This is a genomic window from Tenuifilum thalassicum, assembly GCF_013265555.1.
Taxonomy (GTDB): domain Bacteria; phylum Bacteroidota; class Bacteroidia; order Bacteroidales; family Tenuifilaceae; genus Tenuifilum; species Tenuifilum thalassicum.
The window spans coordinates 1,296,970-1,321,488 of record NZ_CP041345.1 but is presented as its reverse complement, the minus strand read 5'-3'; the positions used below and the strand labels follow the sequence as shown (position 1 = coordinate 1,321,488).

Here is a 24,519-nt window from a genome sequence, read left to right as displayed (position 1 = left end):
GACAGCCTCTTAATTTAAAAGATGTTACACTAAACTGTTTCTAATTCATTCATTATGTGTTGGCATTCTCCAAACTTATCAATAATAAAAAGAACATAGCGAATGTCAACTACAATGGTTCTTTGCGTTTCGGGTTCATACATAAAATCACAGGCCATTGCTTCAGCATTTCCATCAAATGCTATTCCTATTAAATTCCCATTTGCATCAAGCACTGCACTCCCAGAATTTCCTCCTGTTATATCATTATCGGTAAGGAAGCAAACTGGCATTACACCATCCTTACCATATCTCCCATAATCTTTTCGTTCCCAAAGCTGTTTCAACTTAGAAGGAACTTTAAAGATATCTTCGGTTTTACTTTCTTTCTCCATCACTCCATCGAGCGTTGTAAAAGGTTTGTAGTATAAGCCATCGGCAGGCTTATATCCTTTTACCTTACCATATGTTAAACGTGGTGTAGAGTTGGCATCGGGATAAAGGAGTTTACCTTTTTTCATCTCCATAACTCCACGTGTGAAAAGCTGCATGGCTCTCTTGTAATCTTGCTCAACCTTATACCTTGAACTGTAAATAGAATCCCATAACATACTATAGCTGTGATAAAGGAGAAGGAAAGGATCATTTATTAAAGAGTCTCTGTATGGTCTTTTAATAAGTCGTTTTAAGTTGTCGGGGGAGGAAAAATATGATTTTTCATAAAAAGCACGCACATAATAAGGATAAGAGACATTAATATTATCAATTTTCTTAATGGAGCTAAGCAACTTTATATTACTTACATCTCCAATACTATTAATTAAGGTACCGAATGCTATGGAGTAAAGTTGAGCATCGGGATAAATATGGTACCCTTCAAAAATATCAGGTAGATGCTTTTCTATTTTTTTTGCCTCAATCCTAATATAATCCTTTTTAAAGCTAAGCCTACTATAGGGTTTACCTTGTTCAAAAATAACGCTAATAAAATTGTTACAAGCATTTATAACATTATGAATATCAACAGGGTACGACAATGCAGATAGAGCACCTTCTGTTTCCTCCCACCTATTTTTGGTGGCAGTTTCAAAATAGTTTTTAATTACAGGCAGGCTTGTCACATACCTGCTAAACAGGAACGGGTTCCTATTAGCCCAGGCCTTGAGGCTATCTTCGCGCGCAGCTAAACGTTCAACAACATTGTAGTTGTACATCGATTCCGCCTGCCACACATCTTTTTGGTAAAAGTTTACCAAGTAATCGTGCTTGTCTGTGTAGTCAACCTTTATGGCTGGATCAGTCTCCTGCGCTTTTTTAATTGCTCTAATCATCTCCCCCCAAACATTGCGTTTAAAATTAGCGACTACTTCCCTGTTGTAAAGTGCTTCGAAAGAGGTTGCATACCTATGGGTTCTTCCAGGAAATCCGATAATCATAGCAAAATCGCCTTCATTAACGCCCTGAAGGCTTATCTTTAGGAATCGCTTCGGTTTTAAGGGAATATTCTTGGGGCTATAATCAGCAGGGCTTCCATCGGGTGAGGTATATATTCGAAAAACACAAAAATCACCAGTATGGCGTGGCCAATGCCAATTATCGATATCTCCACCAAAATTTCCAATCGATGATGGTGGGACACCTACAAGCCTAACATCACGATAGCGTTTATAACGAAACATGTAAAACTCGTTGTAGTTATAAAAAGGGCGAATAATTGTGTAGTATCCGGTTGCTAATGTTATGGAGTCTTCTAAATATTGCATTTTTTGTTCAATAGCTCTAAAGTAATCCTCATTTGATAATGAGTTACTAATCCCATCTAAAATCTCAACAGTAACATTGGATATGTCTTGTAGAATAAGTGCTGTTTTACCATGAACTGGCAATTCCTGTTCATAGTTTGAAGCCCAATATCCATTTTCTAAAAGATTATTTGAAACAGAACTCAGCTCTTGAACTGCATCAAGACCACAGTGATGGTTTGTAAAAAACAAACCATTAGCGGAAACAAGCTCAGCGCTACAAGTTCCATCATCGAATTGAACAATGGCATCTTTTAAACATGAGTGGTTTATGCTGTATATATCCTCGGCTGTAAGTTTAAAACCTAAAGCCTTCATTGCGGGGATGTTTTGGCTAATTTTATTGAGCATCCACATGCCCTCATCGGCTCGAATAGCCGAGTATGACAAAAGAATAAGAAACCCAATAAAAACTCTTTTAAATGTATTCATATTCATCTATCTCCGATTTTTGGTATTAACATTTATAAGAAGTAATAGTAAAAGTAAAGATATGGATATTGCCAAAACCTGATAGTTTTCATTACTCTTTTTAAGAGTTTTTATAAGATAGGCATGAGGATTCTTAACATCAAGCAAATCTTTAGGAATATCTCTCCAATGCCATTTACCAATAATTGTTCCATTATAAAGCAAGAGTAGACCAGGCTGAGAACGGACAATCGTTTTAAGCATGACCTCATCGGCCTGCAGCATAGGAAAGAACAACCTATGTTTTTGTTCAAGGTCGAGTAAGTCTTTACCCGATGCTGAGACTAAACCAAAAATCTTAATTCCTTTTTCAAATGCCTTTTTGTTAATTTTATTGAAAACTTCATCGGCTTCTTTTGTAAGGTATTTCGTGTAAGGTATAACAGGAAGCAGTAAATAGCCATCAGAATATAAAATGGAATCGGTATAATTATGCCCATCTTCGGAGTAAACCACAAAATTATTAATTAGTGGAGTATATCCTTTTTGTACTAAATACGATTTTGAATCGACAAAAGTCCACGTAGAATCATTCCACGGATAGTTAGACTCGTCAAACTCTTTAACCACTCCATCCTTTTCATAGTAAAGAATCGTCTTATAAACATCTTGCGGAGCATCATCGGGGACAGTAGTATAGTCAAGTAGGTTAGCACCAACATGAAAAGGTCTAAAATCGATTAAAGGTTGATGCCTGATACCATGAATCGATGGCAAAAGAGAAATAGCCAATAAGAGTATAGCTACAGCAAACTCTTTTAACACGCTAAACTTTGAAGTAATTGATTTACGAGATGCAAAAAGAATTGCAGCAGCAATAAAAAAGAAGATATTTTTTATGAATGTTCCCCAGTTAGATAGTTTAATAGCATCGCCAAAACACCCACAGTCTGAAATCGGATTAGTTAATGCCAATATTAAAGTTAAAGGCGTAAAAACAAGCATAAAAAGAAATGCTCCCCAAGCTGCTAAACGCAACTTAACGCCAAACAATAGCAGTAAACCAATATAAAGTTCTGCTACACAAAGAATAAATGAGAAAACAAGAGAAAGGTTATCAAGAAAATCAAGATGAAAAGCCAAGAAGTAATCATGTAGTTTATAGGCAGTACCCCAGGGGTCAACCCCCTTTACAAAACCAGAGAAAATGAAAACAATGGCTAAAAGATATCTAGCAAGAAGGGTAAATTTTTTATTCATGGCTATAACCTTTTTAATGGTTTAACAATTTTCGTTTATTGATTTCCTTCAATATCATGGTTGAAATATCATCGGGTGGCAACATCTGCCCTTTGTTGTTATCGCAATTTAATACCACAAAGTTTGCATCGTTCTTTTCTTGCTCTAAGTATATTCTACGGACTCTTCTTTGAAACTCTAAATCTTTCTCATGAATATCATCCTTCCCATTTAAATAGGAACGGGAATCACCTATACGTTGTTGTGTTAGCTTACTTCTGGTAAACTCAAAGGGGACATTCAAGAAAATATTTAAATCGGGTTTTGGGATGTCAAAGTATTCGAACTCAAGCTTTAGTATCCATTCACGCAACCTATTAATTTCATCATCGTTTTTAAGTTTTGCACACTGAAATGCAACATTAGAATAAACATATCTGTCAAGTAAAACCACATGATTCTTATCGAGCCAACTTTTAATCTGTGCTGCCGCATCCATTCTATCAGTTGCATATAAAAGGGCTACAACGTAAGGGTCCACAGAATTAATATCGCCCAAATCGCCACGTAAGAACCGAGCAATAAGCTCCCCAAAAAATGGAGTATCGACTCTTGGAAAATGAAGAAAGTGATTAGGGATTGAATTATCGTTTAATATTTTTGTGAGCTTATCAATTTGGGTTGATTTTCCCGCACCATCAAGTCCTTCTATTACTATTAAAGCCATGAATAATAAAATTAAAAACCAACAATAGTAAAACTTAATTTAATGTTTAGTAATTTTAGCATCTGAAATATTTTGCAATATAGAAAAAAATGGAACAACAACGTTCAGTTTTTATTCCCAGAAAGACGTTACACTGTAACGGAAAACTCATTACAATAGACAAGCCATTTGTAATGGGAATTATTAATGTTACAAAAGATTCATTTTTTAGCGGCAGCAGATACAGGTCTTCTTACAGCATTGCCAAAAGAGCTCAGCAAATACTTGCAGAGGGCGGAGATATAATTGATGTTGGAGCTTGTTCTACACGTCCTGGCTCTAAACCTGTTTCGGAAAATGAGGAGATGAAACGCTTAAACAAAGCTCTTACTGCCATTAGAAAAAAATTTCCCGATGCAATTATCTCGGTCGATACCTTTCGTTCGTCGGTTGCTAAAAGAGTAGTTAAGGATTTTAACGTTGATATTATAAACGATATTTCGGCAGGCGAAATTGATTCAGCAATGTTTAAAACCGTTGCTGAGCTAAATGTTCCTTACATTCTTATGCACATGAAAGGAACACCTGAAAATATGCAACAGAACCCAACTTACGAAAATGTAATTAGGGAGCTTGTACTTTTTTTTAATGAAAAGATAGAGAAGCTAAAACAACACAACGTTAAGGACATAATTATAGACCCAGGTTTTGGTTTTGGTAAGACCATCGAACATAATTACACCATTCTTAAAAACCTTGAAACATTCCGCCTACTTGAACTGCCATTGCTTGTTGGCATTTCAAGAAAATCGATGATTTACAAAGCACTAGGCATTTCGCCCGAAAAGGCTTTAAATGGAACTACCATATTAAATACAATAGCCTTGCAGAAAGGCGCATCGATTCTAAGGGTGCACGATGTTAGGCCCGCTGTTGAAGCAATAAAACTAATGAATATTGTTAATAGCCAACCTGAATTCCAATTTATATAAGCATGGGCTGCTTCCTTACACCACTTTTTATTCATATTCGGATACTTGACATCATCGATATTTTTATCGTTGCGTTCCTGCTTTATCAGTTCTACCTGCTTATAAGGGGCACTGCAGCCATGAATATCTTCTCTGGGATTGTACTGCTTTATGTAGTGTGGCTTGTTGTTAAAGCCCTAAACATGGAACTGCTGGGTAGCATTTTAGGACAAGTAATTGGGGTAGGAGTAATTGCATTAATCATTCTTTTTCAACAAGAAATAAGGAAGTTTCTACTTATCCTTGGAGCAAAATATACATCAAAGGGTAAAAACGCTATTGAATCCATTTTAGGTAATGAACCTTCGAGCAAAATACTTATTGATACTGAATCTATTTCGCGAGCATGTACGAACCTTTCCTTAACAAAAACAGGCGCATTAATAGTTATTGCTCGAAACTCGAATCTTGAGGTTTATGCCGAAACAGGCGATATTATCAATGCCAACATATCTGCCCGATTACTTGAAAATATCTTTTTCAAAAATAGTCCCTTGCACGATGGGGCAGTAATTATTGATAATAATATGATTGTTGCTGCTCGCTGTGTACTTCCAATTTCAGAGAACCTTAATCTTCCTCCACATTTTGGAATGCGCCATAAGGCAGCTTTAGGATTAACTGAAGCAACTGATGCTTTGGTAATAATAGTATCAGAAGAAACTGGGAAAATAAGTATTGCCGATAATGGACGAATTGATTATGACATTAATCCCGATGAACTCAAACATAAGCTAGACCTTAAACTTATGAATAGGTAATAAATTATTTTTTTACTTTTACAGCATTGCAATTTTTAAACCCTAACAAAATGGTAAAATATCAAATAATCAAAAATGACTCTAAAATAAAAGGAATGGTAAACATTCCTCCAACACGAACAGTTTCATACAAACAGCTAGTCATAAGAGTTTTAAAAGACACATCATTAAAGCAAAGCGCCATTCAGAAGGATACCGAAGGGGTTGAAATAATTAATCATGATATATTCAAGAAAGGGCTTAAAGGCAAATCGGGGAAATCGGCACAAGCCCTAAGGCATATTCAATCCTTCATTAAGTACTTTGGTGGCGAATGGGTTATCTCATCCTCTAACATTTTAAAAGGGAGTGCTACCGAAAAAATTGCCACATTACTCCAAAAGAATGGCTTGGAGGTAAAATACGAAGAACGTTTTGGTAATCCTCCTCTACGAATTATAGGTAAGAATCTAAGAGGAAAAATACTTAGAGTTGAGGGTTCCATTTATAGCAAAATGATTGAGGCACGAATGCTCATCAATCCGCAATCTAGTATCGATGATATAGAGGAACTTAAGGATTGGATACTTAAAGAAGATTATCCAACCATGACACTTCGAGCCTTACAGTTTATGGGTGTTAACGTTGATTGGGATGAAAACGAAGTTCTAATTGAACATCAGATAAACGATGGTAGTGAGTTAAATGTTGAGGCAGACTGGTCTTTATCCTCGTATTGGTACGAAGCGGTTGCCCTTTCAGAAAAGGGGGAAGTTGAGATAACTGGACTGAAACCTGATAGCTTTCAATGCGACACAGCAGTTATTAATATTTTTGAAAATCTTGGTGTTAAAACACTAATTAAAGAAGATTCAGTAATTATTAAGCGCAAGGGCAAGGTGGCTAATCATTTTAGCTATGATTTTAAAAATCAGTCCGATTTGGCACCAGCTGTCCTTTTTACCTGCCTAGGATTGGGTATTCCTTTCTCAATTACAGGAACAGAGAAATTTCACACAAAAGAACCTGATAGACTTGAAGCCATTCAAAAAGAGTTTGAAAAAATTGGGGCAAAGATTATCGTAAAACAAGAGAATCAAACAGAAATTCTGGAATTTGACGGGAAATCTAATCTTAATAAGTTAAAGCAACTTGAATGTGACTCGCAAAACGATCATAGGGTAGCCATGTCGCTTGCACCATTTGCAATACTGGGTAAAAAAATAGTTATGGACAATGCCCGAATAACCAGTAAATCATATACAACCTTTTGGGAAGAAATTAAAAAACTTGATTTTGAAGTAACTATACTGCAATAACTTAAAAGGGTATCGAAAACGATACCCTTTTTAATTAATAAAACGATAAAACTACTTTTTCCAAACTAATGTTGATGCAAGCATATCATGCAATGCCTGTTTTTTCTCGGTAAAACCAGCCATGATATAACCTATCAATAAGATCATGCTAGAAAGTATTTTCCCAAAATAGCGGCCAGTTGCACGTGCAAAAGAAATCCTATTCCCTTCCAAATCGGTAACAATGATACCTATAGCCATTTTACCAAGAGTACCCTGGAACTTTGACGATTCCATTATTGCAAAGTAAAGCCATGCAATTACAATTAACGCTAAATTAGTAACCATTGCAGCTCCAAAGAATGCTCCAGCCATACCAATGGCTTCTGATTGCGTCATATCAGCTGACATAGAACTAGCTGCTGAAAGCCCAAATAATCCAATTAATGGTGAAATTACAATAAGGTTAACCACCCAAAGAACTATTGCATCAATTAGATAGGCTAAAAAACGCCACCAAAAACCAGCATACTTCATGTTTTCCATAGTCGTAATGTTTAGTTTAGTTTAGTTTAATTTACAATATCAAAATAAAATTAATATTTTTTTTGAAAACCTGAACATCAAATCAAAAAAAATTATATTCCAAACAAATACTCAATAGCTTCAACAAATTCTCTTTTCCAAAACCACTCCGAATGTCTTCCATCGGGTGCAATTTTAATTTTCAGATAATCTGGGCTATCATAGCCATTTGAATACATGTATCCTTCAAGTAGCTTTAAATTTTCAACCATTTTCTCTCCCTCCTTTTCTCCAGCAAGCAAATAGAATCGCTGATTATTTCTCCGTTTCTTTTTCGATACATAGCTAAACACTTCAGGCGAAAACCATAATGAAGGTGAAAACACTCCTACCCTACCAAACACCTTTGGATACTCTAATCCAATATAAAGTGAGATTAAACCACCCATTGAGCTCCCTATTATTGCATTGTACTGAGGTAATGGATTTGTTCTGAAGTTTCTATCCATGTAAGGCTTAAGGTCATTTACAATGAAATCGGCATACTTATCGCCATCGCCACCATAACCAAGAGAGTCGTTTCGCCAAGGAGAATACTCATTTAGCCGCTCTTTACTATCGTTATAAATGGCAACTACTATTGCTGAAAAACCACGGGCATGATATAAGCTATCCATAATCTCATCAATCCCCCACTCTCCAGCAAAAGATGTAGCATCGTCAAAAACATTCTGTCCATCGTGCATATAAATTACAGGGAATGCTTGTCTTTTATGATAATTTGGAGGAAGATAAACCCTAACTGTACGCTTTCGTTTTAACTTGCGCATCTCTATATTTGTAGGGAGAAACCTGACATTCTTTGATGCTGTTGATTTTTTTGGATTCCTTTTAAAATCATCGCGCCATCCTTTAACTCTTAAAAAAACAGTATCCTTTTTGGGAAAGTAAATTCTATTCCTTATGTCGTTTCCCTTCTCATCAACCTCAACCATTTTCCAGCTACCTTTTGAAACTTTATACTCAAAAGTATCAGGATTTGCATTTAACGTTAAGATATACTTGCCATCAACCTTATCAAAAGCCATGCTTTTATCATTTGGCATCCAACCATTTAGTTCAGATGCTAAAAAGATTGTATCCTCTGATTTTGTTGATTGAGGCACTGAGTCGATAATAAATACTACTTGCGAGAATGCACAACTGTAAGTCAGTACTAGTAGAACTGCTAAAATCTTTTTTTTCATGGTTGTCATTGGTTTATAACAGGAAACGAATAAATAGTGAGCCAACAGTTGTAAAAGTACCTAAACTAGGATATATTTGCAAACAAATTTGGCCCCGTAGTTCAGCTGAATAGAACGTCAGATTCCGGTTCTGAAGGTCGGGGGTTTGAATCCCTCCGGGGTCACAAGAAAGGTCAATCGGTTATCGGTTGGCCTTTTTTCTTTTTACCACAACAATCCCCTACCCTTTTGCGGTAGGAGGGATCATGGAGCGTAGCGGAACTAATCCCTCCGGGGTCACAGTTAAAGGCTAACCATACCAGGTTGGCCTTTCTTGGTTATTAAAACCTTTTATTTCAACTTGTAGACCAGGAGGGATCATGGAGCTTAGCGGAACTAATCCCTCCGGGGTCACATCGAAGGTCAACAGTTTCAAGTTGACCTTTCTTTTTTTTATTACAACTTATCACACAACTGCGATAGGAGGGGTCATGGAGCATAGCGGAACTAATACCTCCGGGGTCACAGTTAAAGGCTAACTACACCAGGTTGGCCTTTCTACATAATTGAATATATTTGCATGTAACTTTAAAACTAAAAATGAACGTTATGAAAAGAATCATTGCTTTATCTATTATCCTTTTATTAACATCGCAAGTATTTGCACAACTTTTTGTTGGAGGGAATATAGGTCTCTCCATGACAGGTGGAAAGGTTGATAACGGAAACACCTCCGTAGATAAACAAAAGGTTACTAGCTTTGCGTTTGCACCTATGGCTGGTATGTTTTTAAACGACAAGCTCGCAGTAGGAACAAGCTTATCTTTTAATTTAAATAATACCAAAACACCAGGTAACCCAGAGCAAATTGATCGCACAACTTCATTTGGTGTTACACCATTTGTTCGCTACTATGCATTTACCGTAAATAAGTTTTCGTTATTTGCTCAAGCAAATGTAGGGTTTGCATATAGCGTAGAAAAATCAAAAGTAGGTTCCACTACAACAACAGGCCCCAAAACATCAACCTTAAGCATTAACGCCTCACCGGGAATAGCATATAATCTTTCAGAAAAGGTTCAGCTTGAGGCTCATATTAATGGATTCAATTTTGGCTATAGTAGAATTTCGGTTAAAGACAATAATAACACCGATATAACCAATAGCTTTGGGCTTGGGGTAGATCTAGACAATATTGCAACAAGTGGATTTATCACCATTGGAGCAATAGTTAAACTTTAATAGAAGGAAGAGATGAATCGAAAGGGACAAACAAATGTCCCTTTTTATTTTTCCTTCTTCCTACTAATTTTCTTATACTCTTTGCAAACAGGAGTTAATCCACATTCTTCGCATTTGGGTTTACGTGCAATGCAGATATAACGGCCATGCAAAATTAACCAATGATGCGCTTTAGGAATAAGGTCTTGAGGAAAATGTTTTATAAGCTGCCGCTCAACAGCAAGGGGCGTTTTGGCATTGCTCACCAGCCCAATTCTATTTGCCACACGAAAAACATGTGTATCTACGGCCATTGCAGGCTTATTGAAAACCACAGATGCAATCACGTTGGCTGTTTTACGACCAACTCCTGGTAATCGTTGCAAAAGTTCAATATCCGAAGGCACAATACCATCAAACTCATCCATTAGAGTTTTTGCCATTCCCAAAAGGTTTTTAGCTTTATTGTTGGGATATGAACAGCTCTTAATAAGTTCATAAACCTCTTCAACAGTAGCATTCGATAGACTCTTAGCATCTGGGAAACGTTTAAAAAAGCCAGGGGTTATCATGTTAACACGCTTATCGGTGCACTGAGCGCTTAAAATTACAGCTACCAAAAGCTCATAGGGAGTTGTATAGTTCAACTCCGTCTCAGCAACTGGTCGCGTGCTACTAAAATAGTCTATTACAAAACTATATAACTCCTTTTTAGATGACATCGTCATAAATTTTGTCATAAAGATAATCTGATACCAATAATAACCATAAAATTGGGCGTATTGTTTAACGTAAATAAAATCATCTAAACAATTTCTTACCTTTGCAAGTACTAAAAAAGAGAAAGTTTTGGCAACAATATACTTACAAGCAGAAAAAATTTACAAGTCGTTTGGCGATTTAGAGGTTTTAAGCGACGTATCGCTTAGCTTATTTAAAAATCAACGAACAGCACTTGTGGCGCGTAACGGTACTGGTAAAAGTACGCTGCTTAACATTCTTGCAGGCGCTGATACTCCTGATTCGGGGAAAGTTACCTTTCGAAATGATATTAGCTTTGGCTATCTTCCACAGGAACCTCAACTCAACCTATCTAGTACTGTCTTAGAAAATGTATTTAATGCTGACGATGAAATCTCACTAGCGATTCGAAAATATGAATTGGCACTTGAAAAAGCCGATAAGGACGAACTTCAACATGCTATTGATGAAATGGATCGGCTTAATATCTGGGATAGAGAGCAAAAAGCAAAGCAAATTCTTTCGGTCCTTAAGCTAAATGAGTTTAACCAACGAGTAGATTTTCTATCAGGTGGTCAGCGTAAGCGCGTTGCTCTTGCTGCAATTCTTATCAGCAACCCTGATTTACTAATACTTGACGAACCCACCAACCACCTTGACTTGGAGATGGTTGAATGGCTTGAAGATTACCTTACCCGCTCTCAAAAAACGTTACTAATGGTTACTCACGATCGATACTTCCTCGACCGTGTTTGTACCGATATCATTGAAATAGATAACAAACAGGTGTATACATACAATGGGAACTACTCATACTTTATAGAAAAGCGAGATGAACGTATACGTGCTAAGCAAGCAGAGATAGACAAGGCTAGCAACCTATTGAGGCGCGAAACGGAATGGATGCAACGAATGCCTCAGGCGAGAGGCACTAAGGCTAAATACCGCATCGACGCTTTTTACAAGCTTCGTGAAACGGCTTCGCAAAATTTACAAACCGATAACCTTGAGATAAATGTAAGCGCCTCGCGCTTGGGCAAAAAGATAATGGAGGTAAAGGGTTTGTCAAAAAGTTTTGGAAGCAAAGTAATTCTTAAGGATTTTTCATACACATTTAACCGTTTTGAAAGACTTGGTATAGTTGGTGCTAACGGTACTGGCAAAACAACCTTTCTAAATCTTATAACCAGCAGCCTACCACCCGATTTGGGTGTAATTGACCCAGGGCCAACCCTTAAAATTGCATACTACCGCCAAGGTGGAATGAATATCCCCGACGATACCAAAGTTATTGATGTTGTGCGCGAAATAGCAGATGTGATAACACTTGCCAATGGCAAAACCATAACTGCTTCTCAGTTTCTAAACAACTTCCTGTTTCCACCCGATAAACAATATACCTATGTCCGCAAATTGAGTGGCGGTGAGAAGCGTAGGCTTTATCTGCTTACTATTCTAATGCAAAATCCAAACTTTTTAATTCTTGATGAGCCTACAAACGACCTAGATATATTTACCCTAAACGTTCTTGAAGATTACCTTGCAAATTTTCCGGGAGTAGTTATTGTTGTTTCTCACGACCGCTACTTCATGGATAAGATAGTAGATGGGCTACTTATATTTGAAGGCGATGGTGAGATAAGTGGTTTCCCTGGAAACTACACGGAATATCGTCAATGGTTAAAAGAGCAAGAAAAAGAAACCGATAATCAAGCAAAGCAGAGGGCAAAGACCAAAAACAAACCACAACAAAAAGAGCGAAATAAGAACAAGCTTACATATGCTCAAAAGAAAGAGTTGGAACAGCTAACTATTGACATTGAAAAGCTAGAAAAAGAAAAAAAGGAGATAGAAGAATTGCTTAATAGTGGCACCCTTAACCCTGATGAACTGGTTGAAAAGTCAACACGTTATAGCGAAATTACAAAAATGCTTGAGGATAAAGAGATGCGCTGGTTAGAACTTTCAGAATATGAAAGCTAGTTGCTGACGAGGAGCTTTATCTTAAAAATCTTATTTGAACTTTCGCTTAAACTAAACCTATTATCAATTCTATAACCTATAACCCAAGCAATTTCACCTGCAGTTGTTAGTACGTACACATTGTTTTTATCGGCTAAGGGGACCTTATTGTCAACAAGGAAATCGCTAACTTTTTTAAATCCTTTCATACCAAAAGGTACAAAACGGTCGCCAGGTTTCCACTTCCTAATAGTAAGTGGGAATTTTAACTTTTGAAAATCTAGATTTGCAACATTCATGTCTTTTTCCAAAGTATAACCTTCGGTATAATCAACAATGTTAATGCTAAGTTTTACAGGCGATTCTATGAATGTATCGTTCGCAGCAATAGTTACACCAACATCATCATTTTGTAGTTGTTTATGCTGAAGAATTAAGTAACTCCGATCCCTATAAACTACATGAGATTCCGACTCTACCCTACTTCCAGGACTTGAAGCTGTAAGCTTATATGCCTCGGCTGCCTGAAATGGCGTAAAACCATATGTTGCAAGAAAATTCACTAAAAAGTAATTGCCAGCAGACTCTTTAAGCAGCTTTTCAATGTCAATTAGAACTTTATCATCATTAACAGATATTAAATCTTCCTGAATTTGTGCAAGCTGCCTTTCTACAAGTATTTGAGCCTCATTAAGATGTTGAGCCGTATTATAAATTGAGTAATCTGCTGAGGGGTTTAGCTCCCTTAGTAAAGGCATCACCTTATGACGTATAAAATTTCGCTTATATTTTGTTGATGCGTTACTGGAGTCCTCCCGAAAAGAAATGTTATTTTCCTTTGCATAATCGGCAATTTGCGAACGAGTTGCGAAAAGAAGTGGACGGATAATTTTGCCATTAACTGGCTTAATCCCAGTTAAACCCTTTAAACCGGTTCCCCGAGCAAGATTTAAAAGCACCGTTTCAACAGAATCGTTCAGATTATGTGCGATTGCAATATGCGAATATTTATGTTCTTTACATATCTCATCAAAATAGTTATAACGCAACTCACGTGCAGCAACCTGTATTGAAAGGCCATTCTCCAATGCATACTGTTTGGTATCAAAAGCAATTGTATGAATTGGGATACCATTCATTAGGCAGTGGTAGCGCACAAACTGCTCATCGGCATCGGATTCTTCACCCCTTAAATTAAAGTTACAGTGAGAAACCCCTACGTTAAAGCCACTATTTACAAGTAGATGTAGTAGCACCATGGAATCGATACCACCACTTACCCCAACCAATAATTTATCGTGTTCGGAAAATAAATTATGTTCACTAATAAAATCTAGGAATTTACTCTTTAACATCAAGCTTGGCATTTAGCGTTTCTAAAATAGCTCTAGCTTTAACTAGACACTCCCGATACTCAGCATCAGGTTTCGACTTAAAAGTTATTGCTCCACCTACTGTAAACGAGAGATACCTATTTGTGCAATTGTAAAGCAAGCTACGAATAACCACATTAAAATCAAAATCGCCATTAGGCATAAAGTATCCCACTGCTCCAGAATACAATCCACGCTTTGAACGTTCAAAATGCTCAATTAACTCCATCGCTCTGACCTTTGGTGCACCAGTCATAGACCCCATTGGAAATGAAACCTTAAATGGATCCGAAGGACGCAACCCAGTTTGTAATTCACATGAAATGGTCGAAATCATTTGGTGCACCTGCCGAAACGAATAGATTCCGCAAAGCTCATTCACCCTAACGCTTCCTCTCTTAGCAATTCTAGACAAATCGTTTCTAACCAAATCGACAATCATTACATTTTCCGCCTGCTCTTTTGGGTCTGATTTAAGACGTTCAATACATTGATTATCTTCCTCTTGAGTGGCCATGCGCGGTGCAGTTCCCTTGATAGGTTGGCTAAAAAGCAACGAATCATCTTTCCGAAGGTAACGTTCGGGACTGGCACACATTAAATACTTATCGGATAACCGAACAAAAGCACCAAAGGGCGTAGGCGATTTTTCGTACAACTTGTTAAAAGTAGCCCAAGGCGAAAGCCGCACATCATCTGAAAAGAACTCTTGGCAAAGGTTCATCTCATAAATATCACCTAGTGCTATATGGTTCTTAACCTCATTAACAGTTTTAATGTAATCGGAATAAGAGAAATGAGAATGAAATGTAATAGCAAGCTCTTCTTGCACATTAACGTTATGATCCGCCTCTAGCCTTTTTATCAGATCATCAATCTCGTTTGGTGAAATATCGCTTTTGTAATATTTAAATTCAGCATCCCGATTTACAACCAATACAAGAATCTTTGGTACAAAAAAGTACAGATCGGGAAACCCAATGCTATCTGGGTTGCTAGAGTCCAAATTCTCAACTTGGTTTTTAAGATCGTAACCAAAATAACCAAATGCCCAATCGTTATTCGATTCTAAGAAGGTATCAAGCGAATCAAAATGATCCGATGATGGATTACAAGTTGAACGTGCACCTATTGCAGCTGCAATATCGAAACGGCTTTTAAAAGTAGTTTCAGGAATAGGGAAATTATCTTTCCCACGAAGCAAAACACCAATACCGGCATTTTCAACTTCATGGGCAAGATTCTGGACAAAACGATCTAAGTTTTTTATCCTGTAAAAATAAGATTCGCGCATAGGCGCAAAGGTAGATAATTATAGGGTTAGAGAAAAAAACGAAGTTAATTTTCTCTATACTGCTTCACCATATCAACCACCGTTTGTTCAAAAGGAGTATATGCTAAGCCTAGTTCCTGTTTGCTTCGATTAGTATTAAAAGCAATTGGATGCCCTACATTTCGCTTAACAAATTTTGGAGTAAGACCAAACATCCTACTTACAAGTAAAAGCAAAGGTTTAGGTGCTACCATTTTGGGGAGCTTATACTGTTTTGGGAAATTTCGATTAACAACAGCAACTAAATCCATAAAAGAAGCCACACGTTCTGCAAGGATGAAACGACCTGTAAGGTTTTCGTTTTCCAATGCAAGCACATGGGCTTTTGCCACATCTCTTACATCAACAAATCCAAAATAGAGTTCTGGCGCTCCAAATCGATACTTTCCAGAGAGCAAATCTTTCATAAGTTGGAGACTTTCTGAATTAGACCGACCTGTTAGGGATGGCCCCATTACAAAAGAGGGGTTAATAACCACTAAGCTCCATTTATCTTGTTCTGAATGGATTTTCCAGGCCTCCTTTTCTGCTTGAACCTTTGAAAATGAATAAGGCTGATGCTTAAGAGAACTTGTAGTGTTGAAATGCTCTTCGGTGAACTCTTTTACTCCCAACTCCATCATGTCAATATTATCGCCATGTACGGCTGCAACGCTTGATGTAAGGACAACACGTTTGACAGTCGCAGATTTATTGGCAGCATTTAAAACGTTTCGAGTTCCTTTTACTGCCGGTTCAACCAAATCCTTCAGCGGATCCTTAAAACGAAGGGTAAATGGCGATGCCAGGTGAATTATTGCATCGGCACCATCTGCTGCTTTGTCGAAGGAGCCATCGACTAGTAAATCGGCTTCAAAAATTTCAAGATGCGAATCGGCATTAGGTAGATTTTTAATGTGAGCGTATTTTTCAACCTTTTCCATTGAACGTACATTTACTCTCACTCTGTACCCTTTTTCTAGTAGCTCTTTAACTACCCATGAACCTATGTATCCAGTTCCGCCTGTTACTAAAATTGTTTTTTCCATTTTATTTGTTTTATAGGTAAACAACAATTGCATTCAAAAGTTTAAACGAGCTATTCATACTGAAAAATGTAAGGCTCTCTAATTCTAAACTGCTCAAATCGTCTTCTACTTTCAGTAGATAAATACCAGTAAGCAACATCAGCATTAATAGGTATTCGAGGATAATAAGCTAACCTTACAATAAATGCTGGGAAAATCAAACTCTCATTTTTAAACCTTACTCCAACACCAAAAGCACTATAAAGTGGATTTGCATATACAAGCTCATCGGCACTCCCAACCAAACCAAAGTCTGCAAAAACAAAAAAAGCAGGACGAAAGCCATAAATGTAGTGGGGAGAAAAGAAAATTGTTTCAAAATTTAACATTAAACGAGTTTCTCCGAAAAGGCTAGGGCTTCGGAGACCCCGGATACCATAATCTCTATTTAAAACCACATACTCACGTTCACCATTAAACCTTGCCGCACCCCTTGTAAAGTCGTACCTAACATACTGTCTAATATCTGTTCGTCCTAGACGATAAATATTTGAAAAATATTGTGCACGAATATTAATTGCCGCCTGTTCAAATTTGGCGCCTTCTGCCATATACCCTCCAAGCCTTGATGAAAGGTATAGATAGCCTATTGGCGTAATTTCGGCCGCTGAAAGCTCTGCACCAACCAAAAAGCGACGCTGAAAACTACTTTGCTGAATACCACTTGTAAACTGAATCTTAAATCCAACAGGAATATCCTCTGTTATACCAAACCCAAAGTATAAACTTGAACGATAAATATTTTGATTAGATAAACCTAATGAAATCAAATAATTCTTACTAGAATGGAAATATGGGTTTTCATACATCGAAACTTGTAAACCCTCTAGAAAATCTTTTTGATAGTAACGTAATGCTACAACCAGGTTATACGGGGCTTTATCTTTTGAAAAACGGGTAACAGAAAAGGATCTTCCTATCCAAAAATCACGCTCATGATAGTTAATAGAAATAAACGAATCGCGATTAAAAATTTTGTATGGTTCCAAAGAGTTAGCCACTTTAATTCCACCGGCGAACTTTGTTTTTGAAGCAAAGAAGTCTCTATTTAAACTAGCAGACATAGTATTATAGCCATGGCCATAGCGATAAAAGAAATTACTTCCTATATACGACCCGAAATAGTTAGGAACCTGAAATTCACCCTGGGAGGCCCATGGGTCATCGTACTCATTATCAAAATATGCAATAACTTTAGCTTTTAACCCCAAACCAATAAAGTTGCTTTCGCCTAAAGCATATTTCATTTTTTCGGGCGAACTGTATGCAACACCAATTGATGTGGTAAACTTGTCCTTTACTATCACTTTTACATTAACCAAATCAGTACCAGGTAAATTCTTTAAAACAATATTTACATCCTCAAAAACTGAGAGTTCACGAAGCAATTGCTCGTTTTCAACAAAATCAATAGGTTGAACAACGTCGCCTTCATTAAATAGTAGGTTGTTTAAGACAACCTTTTTCCATGTCCTTTTATGCAAAGAGTTACCGAACTTTTCAACCCTATTGGGCCTAATTAAAGAATCACTAACCGAATAGCCAAAAGGTTCTAGAATTACTACCTCTATCCTATTAATAGTCTTGCCTGAGTATGGAATAAATTTCTCAACAGCTTGACTATTGTGCAAGGGTATTTTACTTGTATTTTGTTGTCGTCCTAGCCATTTATAAACAATTCTAGGAAGATCCTTTGGTTTGGTGTAATTACTATTTGTTACCGAATCGGGTTCTTGAGAAAAAAGTTCTAACGGTAATGCCAAAGAAAAACAAACCATCATTACAGCAGCAATGATGGTTAAAATATCTAAACCAATCTTTTTCTCAAGAATCATATATTTAGCTAATCTTTAGCAAACTTTTTAGCATTAATCTCAACCTTAAGAATAAAGAAATAACTTTGATCGTCGAGTTGAAGAAATTGGTAATTAAGGGGTTCACCCGTTTTTCGGGCAATATCAATTAAACCTAACCCTGCACCACCTTTTTCAGAAAGGCTTCCCTCTCTTATTTGGCGCTTGTACATCTCTTTTAGCTCTTCGGGTGTTGCATTATTTACTGTAATTAAAGCATTCTCAAGGTGAGCCTTATGCTTACGAGCCACCTTGTTAGATGTAATTATATAGTAGGTGTCGTGTTTCTTACCAATAATAAATAATCCCTTACCAATTTTTCTGTCCTGAATCTCATCGGAATGTTTATTCATGTTTTGAAGTGTTTCAACCATAACATGATAAACCTTTCGTTGAACAGAACGCTCCTCGCTATTCTTCTCCATGTCCGATTCGGCCATAGATGTAAACATTTTAGTAATTTCATGGCTAAACTCTCCAAGATACACTAGCGAGAAACCATTATCAATCATCTCATCGTAGATGTTCGAGACCGATTTAATAAAGTTAAAAGTAAGATTCATAGACCCAAAATTTGGTTCATTTCAAAAATAAAGCAAAAAGGTCGGAAAGCAAATTTTCCGACCTTATTTTTTATAAACCTAGTACATCTCTTCCTTGAATGCATCGAATATCTCGGGGGATATCGGCCTTTGAAATGCGATTCAGGTCGGCTTGAAGTTCTTCGGTTACGAATCCTTTATCAGCAAACCATTTCTTTACCCCTTCGTAATCGCCATTTCCCTGAAGTACAAGGATATCATGAGCAAGAGAATTCATTGCCTCGGTCATCTTGTCAAAGTTTACCTTGTAGGTTCCTGTTTCTGGATTTCTTTCAAAAGCACCCTTATCTTTCAAATAGTTAAAGCATACCATATTAGCCTTACCATGCGAAGAAGCAGCACCAAAACGAACTGAGCGGAAAATGCCAGCCACAAAGGTAACGTAATTGTCCATCATGTCCTTTTCGGGAAGCTCTCCCATTTTGGCTAGCTGCGAAACCATGTAAAGCCCAAGAATATCAGCTTTTCCTTCCTCTAATGCGGAGTGCATCTCTTTTAAAGCCTCATGCACAGTTCCTTCACCATTTACAAGATTTTTGATACCAAGGCCATGCCCAACCTCATGAAACATAACATTCTCAAAAAAAGCATCAAACTTTATATGTTGACGTTGGCTTTCATCAATTAGAATATTACCAATTGGTAATAAAATTTTATCAAATTTAGCCTTCATGGCATTCTTCAGCTGAAGTTTCCGACTACCCTTTTCTAAATGTACCCTTGGGTCGTTTGGTAGGTTAATTGCAATGGTTTTACTACCTGCATTACAATCGCCTGCATAATATGCCACCTCATAAACTCCTAAATCAGAATCAATCCCTGGTTTTTCTTTTTTATATTCAGGATCAACAGGTAAGCTCTCCTGTAATTTAGGGAGTAAAGCTGCAAATCGGTTAATTTTCTCAGTCCAGTCCAAGTCCTTAATTAGAATATATGCCTCATAGGCAGCTTTATAGTTGAATAGAGCATCTTCATAGTTTTCAATAGGGCCAACAACAAAGTCAATTTTATTGGTCTTCATATCCATCCATGCCAAATCGCTTTCTAAGTACTCATCTGTTTGAAGTGCATCAGCACGTAAGGTTAAATACTTTTTCAAGCCTTCATCTTCGGCAAGTTCGGCAGCTTTGCGTAATAGTTCAGCTGCTTTATCAATCTTTTCTTTATAGGCAACATGATAAGGTACAGATTCTAAATTGCCCTCATCGTTTCGAACAATCAAGGTATAAAGACTTGTTTTATCGGGGCTATCAAAGGCTTCAAACTCCTCCTTAGTCATATCCTTAGGGTAGAAATTTGCCCCAAGAGGTTTTTCGCCATAACCCTCAACAAATGGTTTGTTATCATTTAAACGCTCCCAAGGTCCATAGTTAATCATTATGAACTCTTTTGTTGCCTCATCGGAAACTTTACTTAATAGCTCTTCTTTATTGCCATAAGCTTGTTCCCAATATAGTTGGTCCATTATATCTGCTGCCTCAAAAAGCAACGGTAGCATTTGCTTTTCCTTTTCCGATAAATTCGAGATATCGGCCTTAAGCTCAACAGGTGCAAATTCGTCTACTTTCTTTTGCATATCACACACCTCAGATTTTTTATTGCCACAACTCACTAAAGCAAGCATAGCGGCAAAAGCAACAATCCTATTTCTCATATTTTATTCATTAATTATGGTTAGTTATTTTCTTCTAAAACATCATCGGAATTAAACCTAAAACCTAGGCGCTTACCAGTTTGCAACTTGGCATTCTCAATTTTTGTATTGAGCTGAACAACAGAAGCAATTTTAACAACATCATAGGGAGGTACAAGTAGATCGAACTCCAGCGCATAAGTAATTGCTGTTTCAATAATTCTCCGAAGCGACTGTTTATCAATTAGCGCAGTGCCAAAATTATTATAGAGGAATCCCATTTGACGTTTCCCTTCAACGAAATAATGGAATTCCCTGTTGATAAAGATCCTTCCAATAAGATAACCTAAATCCTCAAGTCGATTATACTTAAAGGAATCTGCTAAAAAGTTATAAATATTGATAATTCCGCAGTAAGAATTCAAGACATTATCTTTTACATAAGACAGCTTCCAAATATTGTGATCCCTATCAAACTCAAAAACATTTGAATGCATGCTAAATATTAAAAGGTCGGAAGCCACTTTTAGTTCTGCCTCATATTTTCCTCTATCGGTGTATACTAAACGAACTCTTTTATCAACTCCTTTCAGCTGGCTGTTATAGTCTATCTCTATTTCTTTAAGAACTTCTTTTATAAGGTTAAACACTTCAAGTGTGTTATCATAAATCTGTTGCTTAACTACCGCTTTTTCGGTAAGCAGCTGTTTAATCTTTTCTTTTGTATCGATATTATCCATATTATTACTAGTTGAGAATCCAAATATAACTTAATGAAGCGATAAATCAAAAAAGAGAAAGGCTGCATATTTGCAGCCTTAACCATTCCGTTTAATATGCTAGTGCAAAAAGTGCCCTTCGTTTCGATGGTTTACCTGTCACAATGCATTTTCCATCTTCTTCAGGCAAATCTTCCGGTATGCAACGAATTGTTGCTTTTGTCTCCTCCTTAATAATTGCTTCGGTTTCAGGAGTGCCATCCCAATGGGCAAGAACAAATCCACCTTTTTCGGCAATCACCTTTTTGAACTCATCGTATGAATCTACCTTTACTGTTTTGCTTTCTCTAAACTCCAAAGCTCTATTATAAAGGTTTTGTTGTATTTCATCGAGCAAGCTCTCAACAGTATTGGCAAGTTTATCTTGATCGACAAACTGTTTTTGCAAAGTATCGCGACGTGCCACTTCAGCTGTTCCTTTCTCAAGATCTTTAGGACCAATGGCAACGCGAATAGGCACACCTCGCATTTCGTGTTCAGCAAATTTAAAACCTGGTTTTAAATTGTCTCGGTCATCATAATCAGTAGTTATTCCCTTTGCGTGAAGTTCATTCCTAAGTTTTTGAACAACCTCGGTAATAGCAGAAAGCTCTTCTTCTTTCCTATAGATAGGAACAAAAACTACCTGGATGGGTGCTAATTTAGGAGGCAACACAAGACCGTTATCATCGGAATGAGTCATAACCAAGGCTCCCATAAGGCGGGTAGAAACTCCCCAAGAAGTGGCCCAAACATACTCCTGCTGTCCTTCCTTGTTAAGGAATTTCACGTCGAAAGCTTTTGCAAAGTTTTGGCCAAGGAAATGCGAAGTACCAGCCTGAAGCGCTTTTCCATCCTGCATAAGCGCTTCGATAGAATAAGTATCAACAGCGCCAGCAAAGCGTTCTGCTTCAGACTTTTTACCAACCACTACTGGCATAGCCATCCATTCGCGAGCAAAGGTTGCATAAACATCTATCATACGCTCAGCTTCCTCAACAGCCTCCTGCTTAGTGGCATGTGCAGTATGACCTTCTTGCCAAAGGAATTCTGCTGTGCGTAAAAACAAACGGGTGCGCATCTCCCATCTTACCACATTTGCCCATTGATTAATAAGGATAGGCAAATCGCGATAAGACTGAATCCACGATTTATAGGTATTCCATATTATTGTCTCCGAAGTTGGACGAACAACAAGCTCCTCCTCTAATTTAGCATCATCATCAACAACTACCCCCTTTCCATTAGGGTCGTTCTTTAAACGATAATGGGTAACAACAGCACACTCTTTAGCAAATCCTTCAACATGAGCTGCCTCACGGCTAAAAAAAGATTTAGGAATGAATAGAGGGAAATATGCATTTTGATGGCCAGTCTCTTTAAACATTCTGTCGAGCTGATCACGCATTTTTTCCCAAATTGCATAGCCATAAGGTTTAATAACCATGCATCCTCGTACTGCAGAATAATCGGCCAATCCAGCCTTAACTACAATGTCGTTGTACCACTGCGAATAATTTTCACTTCTACTTGTAATTTCTTTGGCCATATTGCTTAGATGGTATGATTTTTGTTAATATTTAACTGAAAACACTTTTGCAAAAGTAACTAAATAATTTAAATTAAATGGAGGTGATTATGAAAACTAGACTATTTAAAACGACGGTGCTAACCCTTGCAGTTCTTTCGTTAACGGCATGCTCATCGAGTCTGCAAGTTAGCAGTACATCATCGTGGGATGATGAGATTTATGGAAACGGTTCATCCAAAAAGGAGTTAACTGCCAAAGTAGAAAGGATGCAAGTTAATGCTCCAACAGAAAAATCTTTAGACTATCAAAAAATGGACCAAAAGTTCTCTGACGCATTAAAAGTTCTTGAGGATAGTTCAAAATCAGATACTGTTATATATAAAGCGGAGGAAACTAATCCTTACAGAAAAATACTTTCTGATAGCTATCAGGAATCATATGAAAGAAGATTAAGAGGCTTTGAGGATCCCCGCTATGGATTAGAGAACTGGACCACATATTACTCTGATGATTTTTGGTATGCAAGCGCATACGATCCTTCTTATTATAGAGTAGTGGTTATGGGAGGCCAAGTATGGGTTGAACCTTGGTATATCTATAATTCATTTGGATGGCCAAGAACTTCATTTTACCTAGGCCTTGGATTTGGATGGGGATATTCGCCTTGGTACAGCTCATTTTACTATTCACCATGGCATTACTATCCATATTCACACTGGAATTCAACTACGGCCTATTGGTGGGGATGGAATGATGCCTCCTACTATTGGAACAAACCATACAATTCAATTAGCAATTACTATTATGGCCCCAGAGGAAATAGTATTACTAGAACTGATGCCTATATAGGAAATAGTGTTTCACCCACCCAAGTTTCAGGTGCTGCTAGCAATACACGCAGAAGTACAAGTGCAACAACTAACACCGACAAGAATAACCCGATAACTACTACCAGAGCCACTCAAACAAGGGTAACTCCAGTATATGAAAATACAAGAAGGACTAATCAACGTACATCATCTAGTTCCGGTGAACAAATCAGGATTACGCGCCCTTCAAGAACTATAGGCATCACAGAACCGACACGAAGAGGTACATCTGTTTACGACAGAACAAGAACCTCCACTGGTAATAGCTTTAATTCAACAAGAAGAATTAGTAGGCCTAACACCACTTCGACAAGACGTACAGGCACCTCACCTGTATACACTCAACCAACCAGGACATCAATCTACAACAGACCTAGTAGAGTAAGCACACCTTCAACAAATTCTAGCTCTAGAAGAAGTAGTAGCAGTACATACAGTCCTTCAAGAAGTAGTTCAAGTAGCAGTAGCTATTCATCTGGCTCTAGGTCTAGCTCAACAAGATCTTCTTATTCAGGTAGTTCTAGAAGTTCATCATCGAGTTCTAGCAGTTCAAATACAAGAAGACATTAAAATTGACACACCTCCAAATTGGGAGAGGATATGCTCCTCTCCTCTTTTT

General features: G+C 37.4%; 20 protein-coding genes and 1 tRNA gene. 7 read left to right on the top strand and 14 right to left on the bottom strand.

Going from position 1 to position 24,519, the window contains the following annotated elements; translation table 11 throughout:
• Nucleotides 1-29: 29 nt before the first annotated feature.
• Genes FHG85_RS05445 through tmk form a run of 3 tightly spaced genes read right to left on the bottom strand, consistent with a single transcriptional unit; the run spans nucleotide 30 to nucleotide 4,158 of the window.
• Nucleotides 30-2,219, bottom strand: coding sequence for a S46 family peptidase (locus FHG85_RS05445; protein ID WP_173073765.1), 2,190 nt, complete (start codon nucleotides 2,217-2,219; stop codon nucleotides 30-32).
• Nucleotides 2,220-3,452 (bottom strand): BT_3928 family protein, encoded by a 1,233-nt coding sequence (locus FHG85_RS05440; protein ID WP_173073763.1) that lies wholly within the window; start codon nucleotides 3,450-3,452, stop codon nucleotides 2,220-2,222.
• A gap of 13 nt (nucleotides 3,453-3,465) precedes the next feature.
• Nucleotides 3,466-4,158: a dTMP kinase gene (gene tmk / locus FHG85_RS05435; RefSeq protein WP_173073761.1), complete on the bottom strand. Its 693-nt coding sequence runs from the start codon at nucleotides 4,156-4,158 to the stop codon at nucleotides 3,466-3,468.
• A gap of 89 nt (nucleotides 4,159-4,247) precedes the next feature.
• On the opposite strand from tmk, the gene folP reads away from it, so the two are divergent.
• The 3 genes from folP to FHG85_RS05420 are packed head-to-tail and all read left to right on the top strand — an operon-like array spanning nucleotide 4,248 to nucleotide 7,227.
• Nucleotides 4,248-5,129, top strand: a complete 882-nt coding sequence (gene folP / locus FHG85_RS05430; protein WP_173073759.1) for a dihydropteroate synthase — start codon at nucleotides 4,248-4,250, stop codon at nucleotides 5,127-5,129.
• 2 nt (nucleotides 5,130-5,131) lie between these two features.
• Nucleotides 5,132-5,929: a diadenylate cyclase CdaA gene (gene cdaA, locus FHG85_RS05425; RefSeq protein WP_173073758.1), complete on the top strand. Its 798-nt coding sequence runs from the start codon at nucleotides 5,132-5,134 to the stop codon at nucleotides 5,927-5,929.
• A 50-nt stretch (nucleotides 5,930-5,979) separates the two neighbouring features.
• Nucleotides 5,980-7,227 carry a hypothetical protein gene (locus FHG85_RS05420; RefSeq protein WP_173073756.1) on the top strand — a complete coding sequence of 416 codons (1,248 nt, stop codon included), beginning with the start codon at nucleotides 5,980-5,982 and terminating at the stop codon, nucleotides 7,225-7,227.
• A 51-nt stretch (nucleotides 7,228-7,278) separates the two neighbouring features.
• On the opposite strand, the gene FHG85_RS05415 is transcribed toward FHG85_RS05420, so the two are convergent.
• A complete protein-coding gene (locus FHG85_RS05415) occupies nucleotides 7,279-7,752 on the bottom strand; it encodes an RDD family protein (RefSeq protein WP_220429240.1) in 474 nt (157 codons plus the stop codon).
• A gap of 92 nt (nucleotides 7,753-7,844) precedes the next feature.
• Nucleotides 7,845-8,978, bottom strand: a complete 1,134-nt coding sequence (locus FHG85_RS05410; RefSeq protein WP_173073754.1) for an alpha/beta hydrolase — start codon at nucleotides 8,976-8,978, stop codon at nucleotides 7,845-7,847.
• A 90-nt stretch (nucleotides 8,979-9,068) separates the two neighbouring features.
• On the opposite strand from FHG85_RS05410, the gene FHG85_RS05405 reads away from it, so the two are divergent.
• Nucleotides 9,069-9,142 (top strand) — tRNA-Arg (locus FHG85_RS05405).
• Between the two features lie 424 nt (nucleotides 9,143-9,566).
• Nucleotides 9,567-10,199: an outer membrane beta-barrel protein gene (locus tag FHG85_RS05400; RefSeq protein WP_173073751.1), complete on the top strand. Its 633-nt coding sequence runs from the start codon at nucleotides 9,567-9,569 to the stop codon at nucleotides 10,197-10,199.
• Nucleotides 10,200-10,243: 44 nt separating this feature from the next.
• Here the strand turns inward: FHG85_RS05400 and nth are convergent, their stop codons facing one another.
• Entirely contained in the window at nucleotides 10,244-10,900 is a 657-nt protein-coding gene (nth, locus tag FHG85_RS05395; RefSeq protein ID WP_173073749.1) for an endonuclease III, read from the bottom strand.
• 127 nt (nucleotides 10,901-11,027) lie between these two features.
• Here nth and FHG85_RS05390 point away from each other — a divergent pair, with 127 nt between their 5' ends.
• Complete coding sequence (locus tag FHG85_RS05390; RefSeq protein ID WP_173073747.1) at nucleotides 11,028-12,902, top strand: ABC-F family ATP-binding cassette domain-containing protein; 1,875 nt, start codon at nucleotides 11,028-11,030, stop codon at nucleotides 12,900-12,902.
• Here the strand turns inward: FHG85_RS05390 and tilS are convergent.
• From tilS to proS, 8 genes are all read right to left on the bottom strand, one after another.
• Nucleotides 12,899-14,236, bottom strand: coding sequence for a tRNA lysidine(34) synthetase TilS (gene tilS / locus FHG85_RS05385; protein WP_173073745.1), 1,338 nt, complete (start codon nucleotides 14,234-14,236; stop codon nucleotides 12,899-12,901). The genes FHG85_RS05390 and tilS overlap by 4 nt on opposite strands.
• Nucleotides 14,223-15,548: an anthranilate synthase component I family protein gene (locus FHG85_RS05380; RefSeq protein WP_173073743.1), complete on the bottom strand. Its 1,326-nt coding sequence runs from the start codon at nucleotides 15,546-15,548 to the stop codon at nucleotides 14,223-14,225. Before FHG85_RS05380 ends, tilS begins: the two co-directional genes overlap by 14 nt.
• A 44-nt stretch (nucleotides 15,549-15,592) precedes the next feature.
• A complete protein-coding gene (locus FHG85_RS05375) occupies nucleotides 15,593-16,615 on the bottom strand; it encodes an SDR family oxidoreductase (RefSeq protein ID WP_173073741.1) in 1,023 nt (340 codons plus the stop codon).
• 50 nt (nucleotides 16,616-16,665) lie between these two features.
• Nucleotides 16,666-18,489, bottom strand: coding sequence for a BamA/TamA family outer membrane protein (locus FHG85_RS05370; RefSeq protein WP_173073739.1), 1,824 nt, complete (start codon nucleotides 18,487-18,489; stop codon nucleotides 16,666-16,668).
• Between the two features lie 8 nt (nucleotides 18,490-18,497).
• A complete protein-coding gene (locus tag FHG85_RS05365; protein WP_173073737.1) occupies nucleotides 18,498-19,070 on the bottom strand; it encodes a SiaB family protein kinase in 573 nt (190 codons plus the stop codon).
• A gap of 70 nt (nucleotides 19,071-19,140) precedes the next feature.
• Nucleotides 19,141-20,763 carry a dipeptidyl-peptidase 3 family protein gene (locus tag FHG85_RS05360; protein ID WP_173073735.1) on the bottom strand — a complete coding sequence of 541 codons (1,623 nt, stop codon included), beginning with the start codon at nucleotides 20,761-20,763 and terminating at the stop codon, nucleotides 19,141-19,143.
• Nucleotides 20,764-20,783: 20 nt separating this feature from the next.
• Nucleotides 20,784-21,482 (bottom strand): hypothetical protein, encoded by a 699-nt coding sequence (locus FHG85_RS05355; protein WP_173073733.1) that lies wholly within the window; start codon nucleotides 21,480-21,482, stop codon nucleotides 20,784-20,786.
• A gap of 91 nt (nucleotides 21,483-21,573) precedes the next feature.
• Nucleotides 21,574-23,049 carry a proline--tRNA ligase gene (proS, locus tag FHG85_RS05350; protein WP_173073731.1) on the bottom strand — a complete coding sequence of 492 codons (1,476 nt, stop codon included), beginning with the start codon at nucleotides 23,047-23,049 and terminating at the stop codon, nucleotides 21,574-21,576.
• A gap of 89 nt (nucleotides 23,050-23,138) precedes the next feature.
• Between proS and FHG85_RS05345 the strand changes: the two genes are divergently transcribed.
• Nucleotides 23,139-24,470 (top strand): hypothetical protein, encoded by a 1,332-nt coding sequence (locus FHG85_RS05345; protein ID WP_173073729.1) that lies wholly within the window; start codon nucleotides 23,139-23,141, stop codon nucleotides 24,468-24,470.
• Nucleotides 24,471-24,519 lie beyond the last annotated feature (49 nt).